Below are 15,758 nucleotides of genomic sequence, written 5' to 3'. Positions count from 1 at the left end.
CATACAGTATTCGTCGACTGTATGCAATGTACCGCGAGAGCGTTCCCACCCCCTACGAAGGGACAGGACTTCGCCATGCCCGACGACACCCAGGACGTGATTTCCGGCGGTCACCTCGTCGCCAAGGCTCTGAAGGCCGAAGGGGTCGACCGCATCTACACGTTGTGCGGCGGCCACATCATCGACATCTACGACGGCTGCGTCGACGAGGGCATCGAGGTCGTCGACGTACGACACGAACAGGTCGCCGCCCACGCCGCCGACGGCTACGCGCGCATCACCGGCAGGCCCGGCTGCGCCGTCGTCACCGCCGGCCCGGGCACGACCGACGCCGTCACCGGTGTCGCCAACGCCTTCCGCGCGGAGTCCCCGATGCTGCTGATCGGCGGCCAGGGAGCGCTGACCCAACACAAGATGGGGTCCCTGCAGGACCTGCCGCACGTCGACATGATGGCCCCGATCACCAAGTTCGCGGCCACCGTGCCCGACACGGCACGCGCGGCGGACATGGTCTCCATGGCCTTCCGCGAGTGCTACCACGGTGCGCCCGGGCCCTCCTTCCTGGAGATCCCGCGCGACGTGCTCGACGCGAAGGTCCCGGCCGCCACGGCGCGCGTGCCCGCGCCCGGCGCCTACCGCGCCTCCACCCGGTCCGCCGGCGACCCGGAAGCCGTCGAGAAGCTCGCCGACCTGCTCGTGCACGCCGAGAAGCCGGCCATCCTGCTCGGCAGCCAGGTGTGGACGACCCGCGGCACCGCCTCCGCCATCGAGCTGGTGCGCACCCTCAACATCCCGGCGTACATGAACGGCGCCGGCCGCGGCACCCTCCCGCCGGGCGACCCGCACCACTTCCAGCTCTCACGCCGGTACGCCTTCTCCCACGCCGACGTCATCGTCATCGTCGGCACGCCCTTCGACTTCCGCATGGGCTACGGCAAGCGGCTCTCCCCGGCCGCCACCGTCGTGCAGATCGACCTCGACTACCGCACCGTCGGCAAGAACCGCGACATCGACCTCGGGATCGTCGGCGACGCCGGGCTGGTCCTGAAGTCGGTGGCCGAGGCGGCCTCGGGACGCCTCAACGGCGGCGCCGCCAAGCGCAAGGAGTGGCTCGACGAGCTGCGCGCCGCCGAGCAGACCGCGATCGAGAAGCGGCTGCCGAGCCTGAGGTCGGACGCCTCGCCGATCCACCCCTACCGCCTGGTCAGCGAGATCAACGACTTCCTCACCGAGGACTCGATCTACATCGGCGACGGCGGCGACATCGTCACCTTCTCCGGGCAGGTCGTCCAGCCCAAGGCGCCCGGGCACTGGATGGACCCGGGCCCGCTCGGCACCCTCGGCGTCGGCGTCCCCTTCGTGCTCGCCGCCAAGCAGGCTCGGCCGGACAAGGAGGTCGTGGCCCTCTTCGGCGACGGCGCCTTCTCCCTCACCGGCTGGGACTTCGAGACCCTCGTGCGCTACGACCTCCCCTTCGTCGGCATCGTCGGCAACAACTCCTCCATGAACCAGATCCGCTACGGCCAGAAGGCCAAGTACGGCGTGGAGCGCGAGCGCGTCGGCAACACCCTCGGCGACGTCCACTACGACAAGTTCGCCCAGATGCTGGGCGGTTACGGCGAGGAGGTCCGCGACCCCGCCGACATCGGCCCCGCCCTGCGCCGCGCCCGCGAGTCGGGCAAGCCGTCGCTGATCAACGTCTGGGTCGACCCGGACGCGTACGCCCCCGGAACCATGAACCAGACCATGTACAAGTGAGGTGAACGCCCGTGACCGCCAAGGCACTTGAGGGCATCCGCGTCCTCGACATGACCCACGTCCAGTCCGGGCCCTCCGCCACCCAGCTGCTGGCCTGGCTCGGGGCGGACGTCGTCAAGCTGGAGGCGCCGACCGGTGACATCACGCGCAGGCAGCTGCGCGACCTGCCGGACGTCGACTCCCTGTACTTCACGATGCTCAACTGCAACAAGCGCAGCATCACCCTCAACACCAAGACCGAACGCGGCAAGGAACTGCTCACCGAGCTGATCCGGCGCTCCGACGTCATGGTCGAGAACTTCGGTCCGGGCGCGGTGGACCGGATGGGCTTCACCTGGGACCGCATCAAGGAGATCAATCCGCGGATCGTCTATGCCTCCATCAAGGGGTTCGGGGACGGCCCGTACACCAACTTCAAGGCGTACGAGGTCGTCGCGCAGGCCATGGGCGGGTCGATGTCGACCACCGGCTTCGAGGACGGACCGCCGCTGGCGACGGGAGCCCAGATCGGGGACTCCGGAACGGGTGTGCACGCCGTGGCGGGGATTCTCGCCGCGCTCCTGCAGCGCGAGAAAACCGGGCGTGGGCAGCGGGTCAACGTGGCCATGCAGCACGCTGTACTCAACCTGTGCCGGGTGAAGCTGAGGGACCAGCAACGCCTGGCACACGGGCCGCTCGCTGAATATCCCAACGACGACTTCGGCACGGAGGTTCCCCGGTCCGGGAACGCCTCCGGCGGCGGCCAGCCCGGCTGGGCGGTCAAGTGCGCGCCGGGCGGCCCGAACGACTACGTGTACGTCATCGTGCAGCCCGTCGGCTGGCAGCCGATCAGCCGGCTCATCGGCCGGCCGGAACTGGCCGAGGACCCCGAGTGGGCGACGCCGGAGGCCCGGCTGCCCAAGCTCAACAAGATGTTCCAGCTGATCGAGGAGTGGTCCTCGACCCTGCCCAAGTGGGAGGTGCTGGAGCGGCTCAACGCGCACAACATCCCGTGCGGGCCGATCCTGTCCACCAAGGAGATCATCGAGGACGCCTCGCTGGTCGCCAACGAGATGGTCGTCACCGTCCCGCACCCCGAGCGCGGCGAGTTCACCACGGTCGGCAGCCCGCTGAAGCTGTCCGACTCCCCCGTCGAGGTGACCAGTTCACCGCTGCTGGGCGAGCACAACGAAGAGGTCTACATCGGCGAGCTCGGCCTCGGCGACGAGGAGCTGCGCCTGCTCAAGTCGAACGGAGTGATCTGACGTGATGGCCGAAGACCGCGTCCTGCGGGTGCGCGCGCTGCTCGACGCCGTGCGGGCGGAGGGGCGGACCGCGCTGACCGCGCCCGAGGGCAAGGTGATCGCCGACGCGTACGGGATCGCCGTACCGGGCGAGGAACTGGCGAGGGACGTCGAGGAGGCCGTCGCCTGCGCGGCGCGCTTCGGCGGCCCGGTCGTGATGAAGATCGTCTCCCCCGACATCCTGCACAAGACCGACGCCGGCGGGGTGGTCGTCGGCGTCGAGGGCGCCACGGACGTACGGGCCGCGTTCCACAGGATCGTCGAGAACGCGCGGGCGTACGACGCCGACGCGCGCATCGAGGGGGTGCAGGTCCAGGAACTGCTGCCCCAGGGGCAGGAGGTGATCGTCGGGGCCGTCACCGACCCGACCTTCGGGAAGGTCGTCGCCTTCGGGCTCGGCGGGGTGCTGGTGGAGGTCCTCAAGGACGTCACCTTCCGGCTGGCGCCGGTGAGCGCCGACGAGGCGCTGTCCATGCTGGACTCGATCCGCTCGGCGGAGATCCTGCGCGGGGTGCGCGGGCAGGCGGCCGTGGACCGGTGGGCGATCGCCGAGCAGATCCGGCGGGTGTCCCAACTGGTCGCCGACTTCCCCGAGATCGCGGAGGTCGACCTCAACCCGGTCATCGCCACCCCGCAGGGCGCCGTCGCCGCCGACATCCGCGTCATCCTCGCCGAGCGGCAGCCGCCGCCGCGCCGGAGGTACACGCGCGAGGAGATCCTCGCCTCGATGCGCCGGCTGATGCAGCCCTCCTCGGTCGCCGTGATCGGCGCCTCCAACGAGCCGGGAAAGATCGGCAACTCGGTGATGCGCAACCTCGTCGACGGGGGCTTCGCCGGGGAGATCCACCCGGTGAACCCCAAGGCCGATGACATTCTGGGCCGCAAGGCGTACAAGAGTGTCACGGACGTTCCCGGTGAGGTGGATGTGGCGGTCTTCGCGATCCCCGCCCGGTTCGTGGCCTCGGCGCTGGAGGAGGTGGGACGCAAGAAGATCCCCAACGCCGTGCTGATCCCCTCCGGGTTCGCGGAGACCGGCGAGCACGAGCTCCAGGCGGAGATCGTCGCGATCGCCGAGCGGCACGGCGTCCGTCTGCTCGGCCCCAACATCTACGGCTACTACTCGACCTGGCACGACCTGTGCGCCACGTTCTGCACGCCGTACGACGTCAAGGGCCCGGTGGCGCTGACCTCGCAGTCGGGCGGCATCGGGATGGCCATCCTGGGCTTCGCCCGCACCACCAGGACGGGCGTGTCGGCGATCGTGGGCCTGGGCAACAAGTCCGACCTGGACGAGGACGACCTGCTGACCTGGTTCGGCGAGGACCCGCACACCGAGTGCATCGCGATGCACCTGGAGGACCTCAAGGACGGGCGCGCCTTCGTGGAGGCCGCTCGGGCGACCGTACCGAGGAAGCCGGTGGTGGTGCTGAAGGCGGGCCGTACGGCGGCGGGCGCGAAGGCGGCCGGCTCGCACACCGGGGCGCTCGCGGGCGACGACGCCGTGTACGACGACATCCTCAGGCAGGCCGGGGTCATCCGGGCGCCCGGGCTGAACGAGATGCTGGAGTACGCGCGCGCGTTGCCGGTGCTGCCCACCCCCCAGGGCGACAACGTGGTGATCATCACCGGCGCCGGCGGCAGCGGGGTGCTGCTGTCGGACGCGGTGACCGACAACGGGCTGTCCCTGATGGAGATCCCGCCGGACCTGGACGAGGCGTTCCGCCGGTTCATCCCGCCCTTCGGGGCCGCGGGCAACCCGGTCGACATCACCGGCGGCGAGCCGCCCTCGACGTACGAGGCGACCATCCGGCTGGGGCTTGAGGACCCGCGCATCCACGCGCTCGTGCTCGGCTACTGGCACACCATCGTCACTCCCCCGATGGTCTTCGCGGAGCTCACCGCGCGCGTGGTGGCCGAGTTCCGCGAGCGCGGGATCGTCAAGCCCGTGGTGGCCTCGCTCGCGGGCGACGTCGAGGTGGAGGAGGCCTGCCAGTACCTGTACGAGCGCGGGGTGGTGGCGTACCCGTACACCACCGAGAAGCCGGTCGCGGTGCTCGGCGCGAAGTACCGCTGGGCCCGCGCGGCGGGTCTGTTGGGGGGCGGTTCATGACGTGACCCGGATGCGGGGCCGGCCGGCAGTGCGGCCGGCCGGCCCCGGGACCCGTGCGCACACGAAAGGCATTGGACAGGGGGCGCTGGCCAGAACTTTCGACGCAAGGGGCACTGAACGATGGCAACAACCGACTATTCGGCCTCCGTCCCCTACAGGGAGGTGACGGACCGCAACGGCCGCGTGTACCGGATCGGCGAGACGGATGTCGATCTGATGGGCCGCACCCGCAAGTGGATGGTCGTCCTGCCCTGGGTGGGCATGATGGGCATCAGCTCCGCCGAGTACGCGTTCACGTCGGCGGAGGACACGCTGCACGAGGCACATCTGTGGAGCAGCGGACACATCTTCTGGCTGATGGGCGTCTGGGTCTTCTTCCAGGCGGCCGTGGCCTTCCCCGCCGGTCAGCTGCGCGAGAGCGGCAGGCTTCCCGCGCGGACGGCGATGATGATCGGCGCGGTCGGCACCCTGCTCGGCTATCTGTCGCTGGCGTTCGCGCCGAACGTGGCCGTCGCCTATCTCGGCTTCGGCATGTGCAGCGGCATCGGCGCCGGCCTGGTCTACGCGACCTGCGTGAACATGGTCGGCAAGTGGTATCCGGAGCGCAAGGGCGGCAAGACGGGCTTCGTCAACGGCGGTTTCGCCTACGGGTCCGTGCCGTTCGTCTTCCTGTTCACCTCGTATCTGGACCTGGGCAACTACCGGACCGTGCTCGCCACGGTGGGCGTCGGCCTGTGCCTGGTGGTCGCCTGCGCCGGCTGGTTCTTCAAGGACCCGCCGAAGAACTGGTGGCCGGCCCACGTCGACCCGCTGAAGGTCACCCAGGACCCGAAGATCCGCCGGGCGCTGGAGAAGAACCCGCCGGCGGTGAAGCAGTACACCCCGAAGGAGGCCGCCCGCACACCCGTCCTGTGGATGATGTGGTTCTGTCTGCTGTGCACGGCCGGCATCAACATCTTCGGCATCGCCTTCCAGGTGCCGTTCGGCAAGGACATGGGGTTCGCGGGCGGGATCGTGGCCACGGCGATGTCCCTGAAGGCGATCGTCAACGGCACCGGGCGCGGGGTCATCGGCTGGATCTCCGACCGTTACGGGCGCCGCCACACGCTGATCATCGTGTGCATCGTCCTCGGCACCGCCCAGTTCGGGGTGCTGGTCTCCGGCCAGATGGGCAGCATGCCCTTCTTCCTGTTCTGTTCCATGGTCTCCGGCTTCGGCGGCGGGGCGATCTTCCCGCTGTTCGCGGCCATGACGGCCGACTACTTCGGCGAGAACAACAACGCCACCAACTACGGAATGGTCTACAGCTCGAAGCTGATCTCCGGGCTCGTCGGCTCCGGCCTCGGCGCGGTCGTGGTCGGCGAATGGGACTACCACGGCGCGTTCGTGCTCGCCGGTTCCATCGGCCTGGCCTCCGCGGTTCTGGCGCTCTTCCTCAAGGCCCCGGGCCGGCCCAAGGTCCGGCACATCGTTCCCAACCCGCACCCGCTCGGCGAGGAGATGGCATAAGCATGACAGCAGATCCGCTCTCGGCCGACCCGGCAGCCGCAACCCGTCCCTACCGCGAGGTCACCGACTCCCACGGCCGCGTCTACCGCGTCGGCGAGACCGACCGGGACATCCTCGGGCACTCCCGCAAGCTCATGGTGTATCTCCCGTGGATCGCCATGATGGCCATCAGCGTCTTCGAGTACGCGTACGGCTCCGCGGAGGACACGCTGTCCCACGCGCACGGCTGGACGCAGTCCAACACCTTCTGGATCCTCAGCGTCTGGGTGTTCTTCCAGGCCGGCATCGCCTTCCCGGCGGGCTGGCTGCGCGAGAAGGGCATCCTGACCGCCCGCCGGGCCATGTACATCGGCTCCGGCATGTGCCTGATCGGTTTCCTCGCCCTGTCGCACCTGAGCAACGTCCTGCTGGCGATCCTGGGCTTCGGGGTGATCGGCGGCATCGGCGCCGGCCTGATCTACGCGACCTGCATCAACATGGTCGGCAAGTGGTTCCCCGAACGCCGGGGCGCACGCACCGGCTTCGTCAACGGCGGCTTCGCGTACGGCTCGCTGCCGTTCATCTTCATCTTCAACTACGCCTTCGACACGGGCAACTACCACCGGGTGCTCGACCTGATCGGCTGCTACATCATGATCGTGGTCTTCGGGTGCGCGATGTTCTTCAAGGACCCGCCGAAGAACTGGTGGCCCGCCGACATCGACCCGCTCACCTTCTCCGGCAACCCGAAGAACGCCGGCAGCCTCGCCAAGAACCCGCCCGCGGTACGGCAGTTCACACCCAAGGAGGCCATCAGGACCGGCATGCTGCCCCTGATGTGGATCTCCATCGTGATGACCGCCGGCGTGTCCATCTTCGGGATCTCCTTCCAGGTCGACTACGCCAAGGACGTCGGCTTCGGCCCGCTGGTGGCGGCGTCCTCGATGGGCGTGATGGCGGTCATCAACGGCGTCGGCCGGGGTGTGGTGGGCTGGCTGTCGGACAAGTGGGGCCGCAAGTCGACCCTGGTGTTCGTCATCGTCGTGCTGGGGCTCGCCCAGTTCGGCGTGATCCTGGCGGGCGAGATGAAGAGCGAGTGGCTGTTCCTGTTCTTCGCCTTCCTCTCCGGGTTCGGCGGCGGCGCGTTCTACCCGATGTTCGCGGCGCTGACGCCGGACTACTTCGGGGAGAACTACAACGCCACCAACTACGGCCTGGTCTACAGCGGCAAGCTCATCAGCGGCCTGTTCGGCGGCGGCCTCGGCTCCATGGTGGTCGCGGCCTGGGGCTACAACGGGGCGTACGCCCTGGCCGGCGGCGTCTCGATGGTCGCCGCGGCGATCGCCCTGCTGCTGCGGCAGCCGGGCCGTGACCGGGGTGCCGTGAGCGCCGCCCCACGGGCGGCGACGGCGAGCTGACGGCACGGACACCGGGCGCTCCCGCCCCGCCCGGCGGGGCCGCCCGGTGTCGGTGCTCCCCCTTACCATCGGCACATCGGTCCACGGTGGGCTGATCGGCTTGGGGGGGACCGTCCATGGACACCGCACCGGTGCGGGAACAGCAGCAGGCGGGGCGCAGGGTCACCACGCTGGAGCTCTTCTTCGACCTCGTCTTCGTCTTCACGCTCACCCAGCTCACGGTGCTGCTCACCGCCGACCTGTCGTTCGCGACGGCGGGCCGGGTCGCGCTGATCTTCGTGGTGCTGTTCTGGATGTACGGCGCCTACGCGTACCTGACCAACCAGGTGCCGCCCGACCGCCCCGCACGCCGGGTGCTGCTGATGCTGGGCATGGGCGCCTTCCTGGTGTGCGCGCTGGCCCTGCCGCGCGTCTTCGACGACACCGGTGTGGTGTTCGGCCTCGGCTTCCTCGCGGTCGTCGTCGTGCACACCGCGCTCTACACCCGCAGCCACGGCCGCGACGCGATCTGGTACGGCGTCCCGAACGGACTGGCGGCGCTGTCGGTGACGGCGGCGGGCTGCTTCGACGGGCTCGCGGCGGACGGGCTGTGGGTGCTGGCGCTGGTGCTGCAGTTCGTGACGCCGTTCCTCGCCGAGCACGGGCCGCGCCGGGCCGACGGGCGCAGCGCCGCCGCGATGCGGGTGCAGCTGGGCAGCCTGGACCCGGCGCACTTCGTGGAGCGGCACGGTCTGCTGCTGATCGTCGCCTTCGGCGAGTCGGTCGTCGCGATCGGCACCGGGATCGGCCGACTGCCGCTCACGCCGGGCCTGTTCGGCGGGGCCTTTCTCTCCCTCGCGCTCGCCGTCGCGCTGTGGTGGACGTACTTCGTGCGGGACGAGGAGCTCGCCGAGGCCGCCTTCCGTGCCACACCGCCGCCCGGACGCTGGCGCCTGGCGATGAACGCGTACTACTACTCCTTCCTGCCCATGCTGCTCGGCATCGCCTACCTGGCCGCGGGCGTGAAGAAGACCCTCGGCCACCTCACCGAACACCCGCCCGCCGGCCCCGCGTTGGCCCTCGCGGGCGGCGTGGCCCTCTTCCTCGCCGGAGACGTCGCCTTCCGCGCGGTCCTGCGGCTGTACCCCCTGCGCTTCCGCGCGAGCGCCGCCCCCGTCGCCCTGGCCACCGCCCTGCTCGGCGTCCGGGTCTCGGCCGCCGCCGAACTCCTCGCCCTGGTGGCCGTGCTGGTCGGCATGCTGACCGTCGAGGCGCGCTGGTGCGCCGCGGCGGCCGGGCGTCAGGACGTCGTGCGCGCGTGATACGAGCGCCGCGTGTGCTCCGTGTGTTCGCGCATCAGGGCCGTGGCGCGCTCCTCGTCCCGCTCGGAGATGGCCGCGATCAGCTCGCGGTGCTCGATCCAGGACTGCTGTCCGCGCTGCCGGGCGATCGGGGTGTAGTACCAGCGCACCCGGCGGTCGACCTGGGCGGCGAGTTCGGCGAGGACCGCGTTGCCGGCCAGTTCCATGACCTTGGCGTGGAAGCGGGCGTTCATGGCGACCGCGCCGTCCACGTCGTCGGCGGCGACGGCCTTCTCGCCCTCGGCGCACAGCTCGGTGAGCACCTTGATGCCGGCGCTGCCCGCGTTCGCGGCGGCGAGCCGGGCGGCCTCGGCCTCCAGCAGCGTGCGCACCGTCAGGAGCTGGTCGGCCTCCTCCTCCGTCGGCTCGTGCACGAAGGCGCCCTGCGCGGGCCGCAGATCGACCCAGCCCTCGGTGTTCAGCCGCTGCAGCGCCTCCCGCACCGGCTGCCGGGACACCCCGAGGTGACCGGCGAGTTCGCTCTCGACCAGATGCTGGCCGGGCTGCAGGGCCCGGGTGGTGATGAGTTCGAGCAGCGCCTCGTAGACGCGGTCGCGCAGCGGGCCGGGCCGTTCGAGCTTGGGCACCGCACCCTGCGGCAGTCCTGTCGACAACATCGGTCGGTCCCCCTCCTGGGCAGCGCGGGGCAACTGCAGACGGAAAGCCAGTATCGATTGTCTTTCGTCTACAGTCTACGGCGCACAACCGCCGGGCAGGCGGCCCATCGGCGGGAAGTCGCCGTCGTCACACGGCCGCTCAGGGACAGCGCACCACCTGCCCGGCGTACGACAGGTTCCCGCCGAAACCGAAGAGCAGGACGGGGTCGCCGGTGGAGATCGCGCCCTGCTCGACCAGCTTGGAGAAGGCGAGCGGGATGCTGGCCGCCGAGGTGTTGCCGGAGTCGGTGACGTCGCGGGCGACGACGGCGTTGACCGCGCCGAGCTTCTCCGCGAGCGGCTCGATGATGCGCAGGTTGGCCTGGTGCAGCACGACGGCGGCGAGGTCGGCGGGGGCGAGCCCGGCACGCTCGCAGGCCTGGCGGGCGATCGGCGGCAACTGGGTGGTGGCCCAGCGGTAGACGCTCTGGCCCTCCTGCGCGAACCGCGCCGGCTGCCCCTCGATGCGTACGGCGTGCCCCATCTCGGGCACCGAACCCCACAGCACGGGCCCGACGCCGGCCTCGTCGGCCGACTCCACCACCGCGGCGCCCGCCCCGTCCCCGACGAGGACGCAGGTCGTGCGGTCGCTCCAGTCGGTCACGTCGGACATCTTGTCCGCGCCGATGACCAGCGCGCGCGTCGAGGCGCCGGCCCGCACGGCGTGGTCGGCGGTGGCGAGGGCGTGGGTGAAGCCGGCGCACACGACGTTGACGTCCATCGCGGCGGGCGAGGGGATGCCGAGGCGGGCGGCGACCCGGGCGGCCATGTTGGGCGAGCGGTCCACCGCGGTGGACGTGGCGACCAGGACCAGGTCGATGTCGCCGGGCGCGAGGCCCGCCGCGGCGAGCGCCTTCGCGGCGGCGTGCGCGGCGAGTTCGTCGACGGGTTCGTCGGGACCGGCGATGTGGCGGGTGCGGATGCCCACCCGGGACGTGATCCACTCGTCGCTGGTGTCGACCATGCCCGCCAGGTCCTCGTTGGTCAGCACCCTGGCGGGCTGGTAGTGGCCGACGGCGGCGATGCGCGAGCCGTTCATCAGGTGGTCCCCCTGGTTCGCTCGGGTAGCGGGATCCACCAGTCTGATCAGTGACTCGCGGGTACGGCGGCAGGTGATGCCACAGGAATCGGGCGCCCGGGTTGTCGGCTTCCGTCAGACTCTCGGACGCCCGAACATTCACCCGGTGAACAGTTGCTTCGCCTTGAGCACCAGTTCGTACAGCCCGTACGCCAGGGGTGCGCACACCCACAGCCAGGCGAAGCCGATCAGGGCACGCCTGTCAGGCGGGCTCTGACTGCTGTCGTTCGGCATCGACGGCCTCCCTCGGTGCGGGGATGTGGTGACGGGCGTGGACGGGCCGGACGAACTCGTTGGCGACGAAGCCGACGACGAGCAGCCCGATCATGATGACGAAGGAGAGGCCGTACAGGGAGGACCCGTGCTTGCCCGCGTCCTTCTGGTGGTCGGCGATCCAGTTCACGATCAGCGGTCCGAGCACGCCGGCGGTGGACCAGGCGGTGAGCAGCCGCCCGTGGATCGCGCCGACCTGGTGGGTGCCGAAGAGGTCCTTCAGATAGGCGGGGATGGTCGCGAACCCGCCGCCGTAGAAGGAGAGGATCACCATCGCGCACAGGATGAACAGCGGCTTGGAGGAGTCGCCGAACAGGGCGATCAGCGCGTACATGACGGCGCCGACGCCGAGGTAGACGCGGTAGATGTTCTTGCGGCCGATCAGGTCGGAGGTGGACGACCAGCCGATGCGGCCCGCCATGTTGGCGGCGGACAGCAGCGCCACGAAGCCCGCGGCGGCGGTCGCGGAGACGGCGTCGGAGGTGCCCGAGAAGAAGTCCGTGATCATCGGGGCGGCCTTCTCCAGGATGCCGATGCCGGCGGTCACGTTCATGCAGAGCACCAGCCACAGGCACCAGAACTGCGGGGTGCGGATGGCGCTGTGGGCGGTGACCTGCACGCCGTCGAGGGCGCTGGGCGCGCTCCGCACCGGCCGGTCCGTGCGCGGCACCCGCACCAGCAGCACGCCGAGCGACATGAAGACGGCGTACGACAGTCCGAGCACGAGGAAGGTCTGGGCGATCCCCGAGGAGTCGGTGCCGAAGGACTCCAGCATCTGCGCCGACCAGGGCGAGGCGATCAGCGCGCCGCCGCCGAAGCCCATGATGGCGATGCCGGTGGCCATGCCCGGCCGGTCGGGGAACCACTTGATCAGGGTGGAGACGGGCGAGATGTAGCCGATGCCGAGGCCGATGCCGCCGACGACGCCGTAGCCGAGCACGATCAGCCAGAACTGCTCGCTCCAGGCGCCCAGCGCGGACAGCAGCAGGCCGCTGGAGAAGCAGACCAGCGCCACGGTCATCGCCCAGCGCGGGCCCCTGCGCTCCACCAGCGTGCCGCCGAACGCGGCCGACAGGCCGAGCATCACGATGGCGAACTGGAAGGGCAGCGCGCTCTCGGTGCCGTCGAGGTCCAGCGCGGACTCGAGCGGCGGCTTGAAGACACTCCAGGCGTAGGCCTGGCCGATGGAGAGGTGGACGGCGAGAGCGGCGGGGGGAACCAGCCAGCGGCTCCAGCCGGGCGGTGCGACGGGGGGACTCATGATCCCGAACGGTAGGTAAGGACAAGGCGGTTGAGAAGCCGCCGCGTCGACCGTATGCGATGAGCGGTACGCCATGCGCGCCGAACGGTTGCTGCCGGGAGCCTTGTCGAGCCTTCTTCCATACTGTAGACAATATTCAGTCGACACCTCGCCCGGTTCGGCCATCTCCGCGGTATCCCTCGAACCGAACGGAGCTCCCTCGCATGAAAGTCGCAGTCCTCGGCGCCGGTGCCATCGGCGCCTACGTCGGCGCCGCGCTCCACCGTGCCGGCGCCGACGTCCATCTCGTCGCCCGTGGACCGCATCTGGCGGCCATGAGGCAGCACGGAGTACGCGTCGTCTCCCCGCGCGGCGACTTCACCGCGCGCGCCCACGCCACCGACGACCCGGCCGAGATCGGCCCGGTGGACTACGTCTTCCTCGGTCTGAAGGCCAACTCGTACGCGGCGTGCGGGCCGCTGATCGAGCCCCTTCTGCACGACGCCACCGCCGTGGTCGCCGCCCAGAACGGCATCCCGTGGTGGTACTTCCACCGGCACGGCGGCCCCTACGACGGCCACCGTGTCGAGAGCGTGGACCCGGGCGGCGCGGTCAGTGCGGTGCTCGCGCCCGAACGGGCCGTCGGCTGCGTGGTCTACGCGGCCACCGAACTCGAAGGCCCGGGAGTCGTACGCCACCTCGAAGGCACCCGGTTCTCCGTCGGCGAGCCCGACCGCAGCGTCTCCCGGCGCTGTCTGGCCTTCAGCGAGGCCATGGTCGCCGGCGGCCTGAAGTGCCCGGTGGAGCCGGAACTGCGCAACGACATCTGGCTCAAGCTGCTCGGCAACATCTCCTTCAACCCGATCAGCGCGCTGGCCCGCGCCACCATGCGGCAGATGTGCCGGCACGGCGGCACCCGCAAGGTCATCGAGACCATGATGGCCGAGACGCTCGCCGTCGCCGAGGCCCTCGGCTGCGAGGTCGGCGTCTCCATCGAACGCCGTCTCGCCGGCGCCGAACGCGTCGGCGACCACCGCACCTCCACGCTCCAGGACCTGGAGCGCGGCAAACCGCTCGAACTCGACGTCCTGCTGGCCGCGGTCGTCGAGCTGGCGGAGATCACCGGCGTGGAGGTGCCCACCCTGCGCACCGTGCACGCCATCTCGGACCTGCTCGCGCTGAGGAGCGCCGCATGAGGAAGCGTGAACCGAAGACCTACACCCGCCTGACCCACCCCCTGGTGCGGGACTCCCGCGACGAGCCCTTCCGGCGGGCGAGCTGGGAGGAGGCCCTGGACCGCGCGGCCCGCGGCCTCGGCCGCAACCGCGGCGCGTTCGGCATGTTCTCCTGCGCCCGCGCGACCAACGAGATGAACTACGTGGCACAGAAGTTCGCGCGGGTCGTGATGGGCACCAACAACGTCGACTCCTGCAACCGCACCTGTCACGCCCCGAGCGTGGCCGGGCTGTCCGCCGCCTTCGGATCCGGCGGCGGCACCTCCTCCTACGAGGAGATCGAGCACACGGACGTGATCGTGATGTGGGGCTCCAACGCCCGCTTCGCGCACCCGATCTTCTTCCAGCACGTCCTGAAGGGGATCAGGAACGGCGCCCGGATGTACGCGGTCGACCCGCGCCGTACCTCCACCGCCGAGTGGGCGGAGAGCTGGCTCGGCATCAACGTCGGCACCGACATCCCGATGGCGCACGCGATCGGGCGCGAGATCATCCACGCGGGCCTGGCCAACGAGGCGTTCATCGAGCGCGCGACCACCGGGTTCGAGGAGTACAGGAAGCTCGTCGAGCCGTGGACGCTCTCCCTCGCCGAGAAGGTGACCGGCGTACCGGCGCGCGCCATACGGGAGTTGGCCCACGCCTACGCCCGCGCCGAGCGCGCCCAGCTGTGCTGGACCCTCGGTATCACCGAGCACCACAACGGCACGGACAACGTCCGCGCGCTGATCAACCTCTCCCTGCTGACCGGCCATGTGGGCCGCTACGGCAGCGGGTTGCAGCCCCTGCGCGGGCAGAACAACGTCCAGGGCGGCGGCGACATGGGCGCCATCCCCAACCGGCTGCCCGGCTTCCAGGACATCCTCGACCCGGACACCCGGCTGAAGTTCGAGTCGGCCTGGGACACCGTCATCCAGCCGCACTACGGGCTGAACCTGACGGAGATGTTCGAGGCGATGGAGGAGGGCACGCTGCGGGCCGTCTACTGCATCGGCGAGAATCCGGCGCAGTCGGAGGCGGACAGCGAGCAGGCCGTACGGCGCATGGAGCAGCTGGACTTCCTCGTCGTCCAGGACATCTTCCTGACGAGGACGGCCGAGCTGGCGGACGTCGTCCTGCCCGCGACGGCCGGCTGGGCGGAGACCGACGGCACCACCACCAACAGCGAACGGCGGGTCCAGCGCGTGCGCCGGGCGGTCACCCCGCCGGGCGAGGCACGCGAGGACATCGACATCATCTGCGAACTGGCGGCCCGCCTCGGCCACGACTGGAAGTACGCCGACGCCGAGGCGGTCTGGAACGAGCTGCGCTCGGTCTCCCCGGACCACTACGGCATGACGTACGCGCGCCTGGAGGAGCACCAGGGCATCCAGTGGCCGTGCCCGAGCACCGACGCTCTCGAACCGACCTACCTGCACGGCCGGTTGTGGGAGACGGACCCGGCCAGGCGCGGGCTGCCGGCGCCCTTCGGGATCGTCCGGCACGACCCGCCCGTCGACCTCACCGACGAGGAGTACCCGATCCGGCTGACCACCGGACGGCGACTGGACTCCTACAACACCGGTGTGCAGAGCGGCGGTTTCGCCTCCCCGCTGCGGCGCGGCGAGTACATCGAGCTGTGCCCGGAGGACGCCGAGCGCTACGGGGTGGTCGTCGGCGAGCAGGTGCAGGTGTCCTCGCGGCGCGGGTCGGTCGTGGCGCCGGTGTGGATCGACACGGCCCTGCGGCCCGGGCTCGCCTTCATGACCATGCACTTCCCCGACGAGGTGGACACCAACCAGCTGACGATCGAGGCCAACTGCCCGATCGCGGGCACGGCGGAGTTCAAGGCGTCGGCGATCCGGATCGAGAAGCTCCCCGTCGCGACCATCGTGAGGTGACG

At 70.3% G+C, this 15,758-nt stretch carries 12 protein-coding genes; 8 read left to right on the top strand and 4 right to left on the bottom strand.

What is annotated here, in order from left to right; translation table 11 throughout:
* Positions 1-75 precede the first annotated feature (75 nt).
* The 6 genes from ACYF6T_RS09475 (at position 76) to ACYF6T_RS09450 (ending at position 9,358) form a co-directional block, all read left to right on the top strand.
* Positions 76-1,758 (top strand): thiamine pyrophosphate-binding protein, encoded by a 1,683-nt coding sequence (locus tag ACYF6T_RS09475; protein WP_461695083.1) that lies wholly within the window; start codon positions 76-78, stop codon positions 1,756-1,758.
* An 11-nt stretch (positions 1,759-1,769) separates the two neighbouring features.
* A complete protein-coding gene (gene frc, locus ACYF6T_RS09470; RefSeq protein WP_461695081.1) occupies positions 1,770-3,002 on the top strand; it encodes a formyl-CoA transferase in 1,233 nt (410 codons plus the stop codon).
* A 4-nt stretch (positions 3,003-3,006) separates the two neighbouring features.
* Positions 3,007-5,151: an acetate--CoA ligase family protein gene (locus tag ACYF6T_RS09465; protein WP_461695080.1), complete on the top strand. Its 2,145-nt coding sequence runs from the start codon at positions 3,007-3,009 to the stop codon at positions 5,149-5,151.
* Positions 5,152-5,271: 120 nt separating this feature from the next.
* Positions 5,272-6,660: an OFA family MFS transporter gene (locus ACYF6T_RS09460; RefSeq protein WP_461695078.1), complete on the top strand. Its 1,389-nt coding sequence runs from the start codon at positions 5,272-5,274 to the stop codon at positions 6,658-6,660.
* 2 nt (positions 6,661-6,662) lie between these two features.
* The gene (locus ACYF6T_RS09455; RefSeq protein WP_461695076.1) at positions 6,663-8,057 is read left to right on the top strand and encodes an OFA family MFS transporter; all 1,395 of its coding nucleotides are present in this window, start codon (positions 6,663-6,665) and stop codon (positions 8,055-8,057) included.
* Between the two features lie 116 nt (positions 8,058-8,173).
* Positions 8,174-9,358 carry a low temperature requirement protein A gene (locus tag ACYF6T_RS09450; protein ID WP_461695074.1) on the top strand — a complete coding sequence of 395 codons (1,185 nt, stop codon included), beginning with the start codon at positions 8,174-8,176 and terminating at the stop codon, positions 9,356-9,358.
* On the opposite strand, the gene ACYF6T_RS09445 is transcribed toward ACYF6T_RS09450, so the two are convergent.
* The 4 genes from ACYF6T_RS09445 to ACYF6T_RS09430 form a co-directional block, all read right to left on the bottom strand.
* Positions 9,337-10,014, bottom strand: a complete 678-nt coding sequence (locus tag ACYF6T_RS09445) for a GntR family transcriptional regulator (protein WP_461695072.1) — start codon at positions 10,012-10,014, stop codon at positions 9,337-9,339. The genes ACYF6T_RS09450 and ACYF6T_RS09445 overlap by 22 nt on opposite strands.
* A 139-nt stretch (positions 10,015-10,153) precedes the next feature.
* Positions 10,154-11,092, bottom strand: coding sequence for a beta-ketoacyl-ACP synthase III (locus ACYF6T_RS09440; protein WP_461695070.1), 939 nt, complete (start codon positions 11,090-11,092; stop codon positions 10,154-10,156).
* 138 nt (positions 11,093-11,230) lie between these two features.
* Positions 11,231-11,365, bottom strand: coding sequence for an MFS transporter small subunit (locus ACYF6T_RS09435; protein ID WP_461695069.1), 135 nt, complete (start codon positions 11,363-11,365; stop codon positions 11,231-11,233).
* Positions 11,334-12,665: an L-lactate MFS transporter gene (locus ACYF6T_RS09430; protein WP_461695068.1), complete on the bottom strand. Its 1,332-nt coding sequence runs from the start codon at positions 12,663-12,665 to the stop codon at positions 11,334-11,336. The genes ACYF6T_RS09435 and ACYF6T_RS09430 overlap by 32 nt, the downstream gene beginning before the upstream one ends.
* 203 nt (positions 12,666-12,868) lie before the next feature.
* Here ACYF6T_RS09430 and ACYF6T_RS09425 point away from each other — a divergent pair, with 203 nt between their 5' ends.
* Positions 12,869-13,840, top strand: a complete 972-nt coding sequence (locus ACYF6T_RS09425) for a 2-dehydropantoate 2-reductase (protein WP_461695067.1) — start codon at positions 12,869-12,871, stop codon at positions 13,838-13,840.
* A complete protein-coding gene (locus tag ACYF6T_RS09420; protein WP_461695065.1) occupies positions 13,837-15,756 on the top strand; it encodes a molybdopterin oxidoreductase family protein in 1,920 nt (639 codons plus the stop codon). The genes ACYF6T_RS09425 and ACYF6T_RS09420 overlap by 4 nt, the downstream gene beginning before the upstream one ends.
* The last annotated feature ends 2 nt before the right edge of the window (positions 15,757-15,758 follow it).

It is taken from the genome of Streptomyces sp. 7R007 (assembly GCF_054850255.1).
Note: the sequence above shows the minus strand (reverse complement) of the source record. Positions and strands in the feature narration are given on the sequence as shown.

Excerpts from the sequence above, each read along its gene's own strand:
- ACYF6T_RS09475 (WP_461695083.1), top strand. The coding sequence starts at position 76 with ATGCCCGACGACACCCAGGACGTGATTTCCGGCGGTCACCTCGTCGCC.
- ACYF6T_RS09465 (WP_461695080.1), top strand. The coding sequence starts at position 3,007 with ATGGCCGAAGACCGCGTCCTGCGGGTGCGCGCGCTGCTCGACGCCGTG.
- ACYF6T_RS09460 (WP_461695078.1), top strand. The coding sequence starts at position 5,272 with ATGGCAACAACCGACTATTCGGCCTCCGTCCCCTACAGGGAGGTGACG.
- ACYF6T_RS09455 (WP_461695076.1), top strand. The coding sequence starts at position 6,663 with ATGACAGCAGATCCGCTCTCGGCCGACCCGGCAGCCGCAACCCGTCCC.
- ACYF6T_RS09450 (WP_461695074.1), top strand. The coding sequence starts at position 8,174 with ATGGACACCGCACCGGTGCGGGAACAGCAGCAGGCGGGGCGCAGGGTC.
- ACYF6T_RS09445 (WP_461695072.1), bottom strand. The coding sequence starts at position 10,014 with ATGTTGTCGACAGGACTGCCGCAGGGTGCGGTGCCCAAGCTCGAACGG.
- ACYF6T_RS09440 (WP_461695070.1), bottom strand. The coding sequence starts at position 11,092 with ATGAACGGCTCGCGCATCGCCGCCGTCGGCCACTACCAGCCCGCCAGG.
- ACYF6T_RS09435 (WP_461695069.1), bottom strand. The coding sequence starts at position 11,365 with ATGCCGAACGACAGCAGTCAGAGCCCGCCTGACAGGCGTGCCCTGATC.
- ACYF6T_RS09430 (WP_461695068.1), bottom strand. The coding sequence starts at position 12,665 with ATGAGTCCCCCCGTCGCACCGCCCGGCTGGAGCCGCTGGCTGGTTCCC.
- ACYF6T_RS09425 (WP_461695067.1), top strand. The coding sequence starts at position 12,869 with ATGAAAGTCGCAGTCCTCGGCGCCGGTGCCATCGGCGCCTACGTCGGC.
- ACYF6T_RS09420 (WP_461695065.1), top strand. The coding sequence starts at position 13,837 with ATGAGGAAGCGTGAACCGAAGACCTACACCCGCCTGACCCACCCCCTG.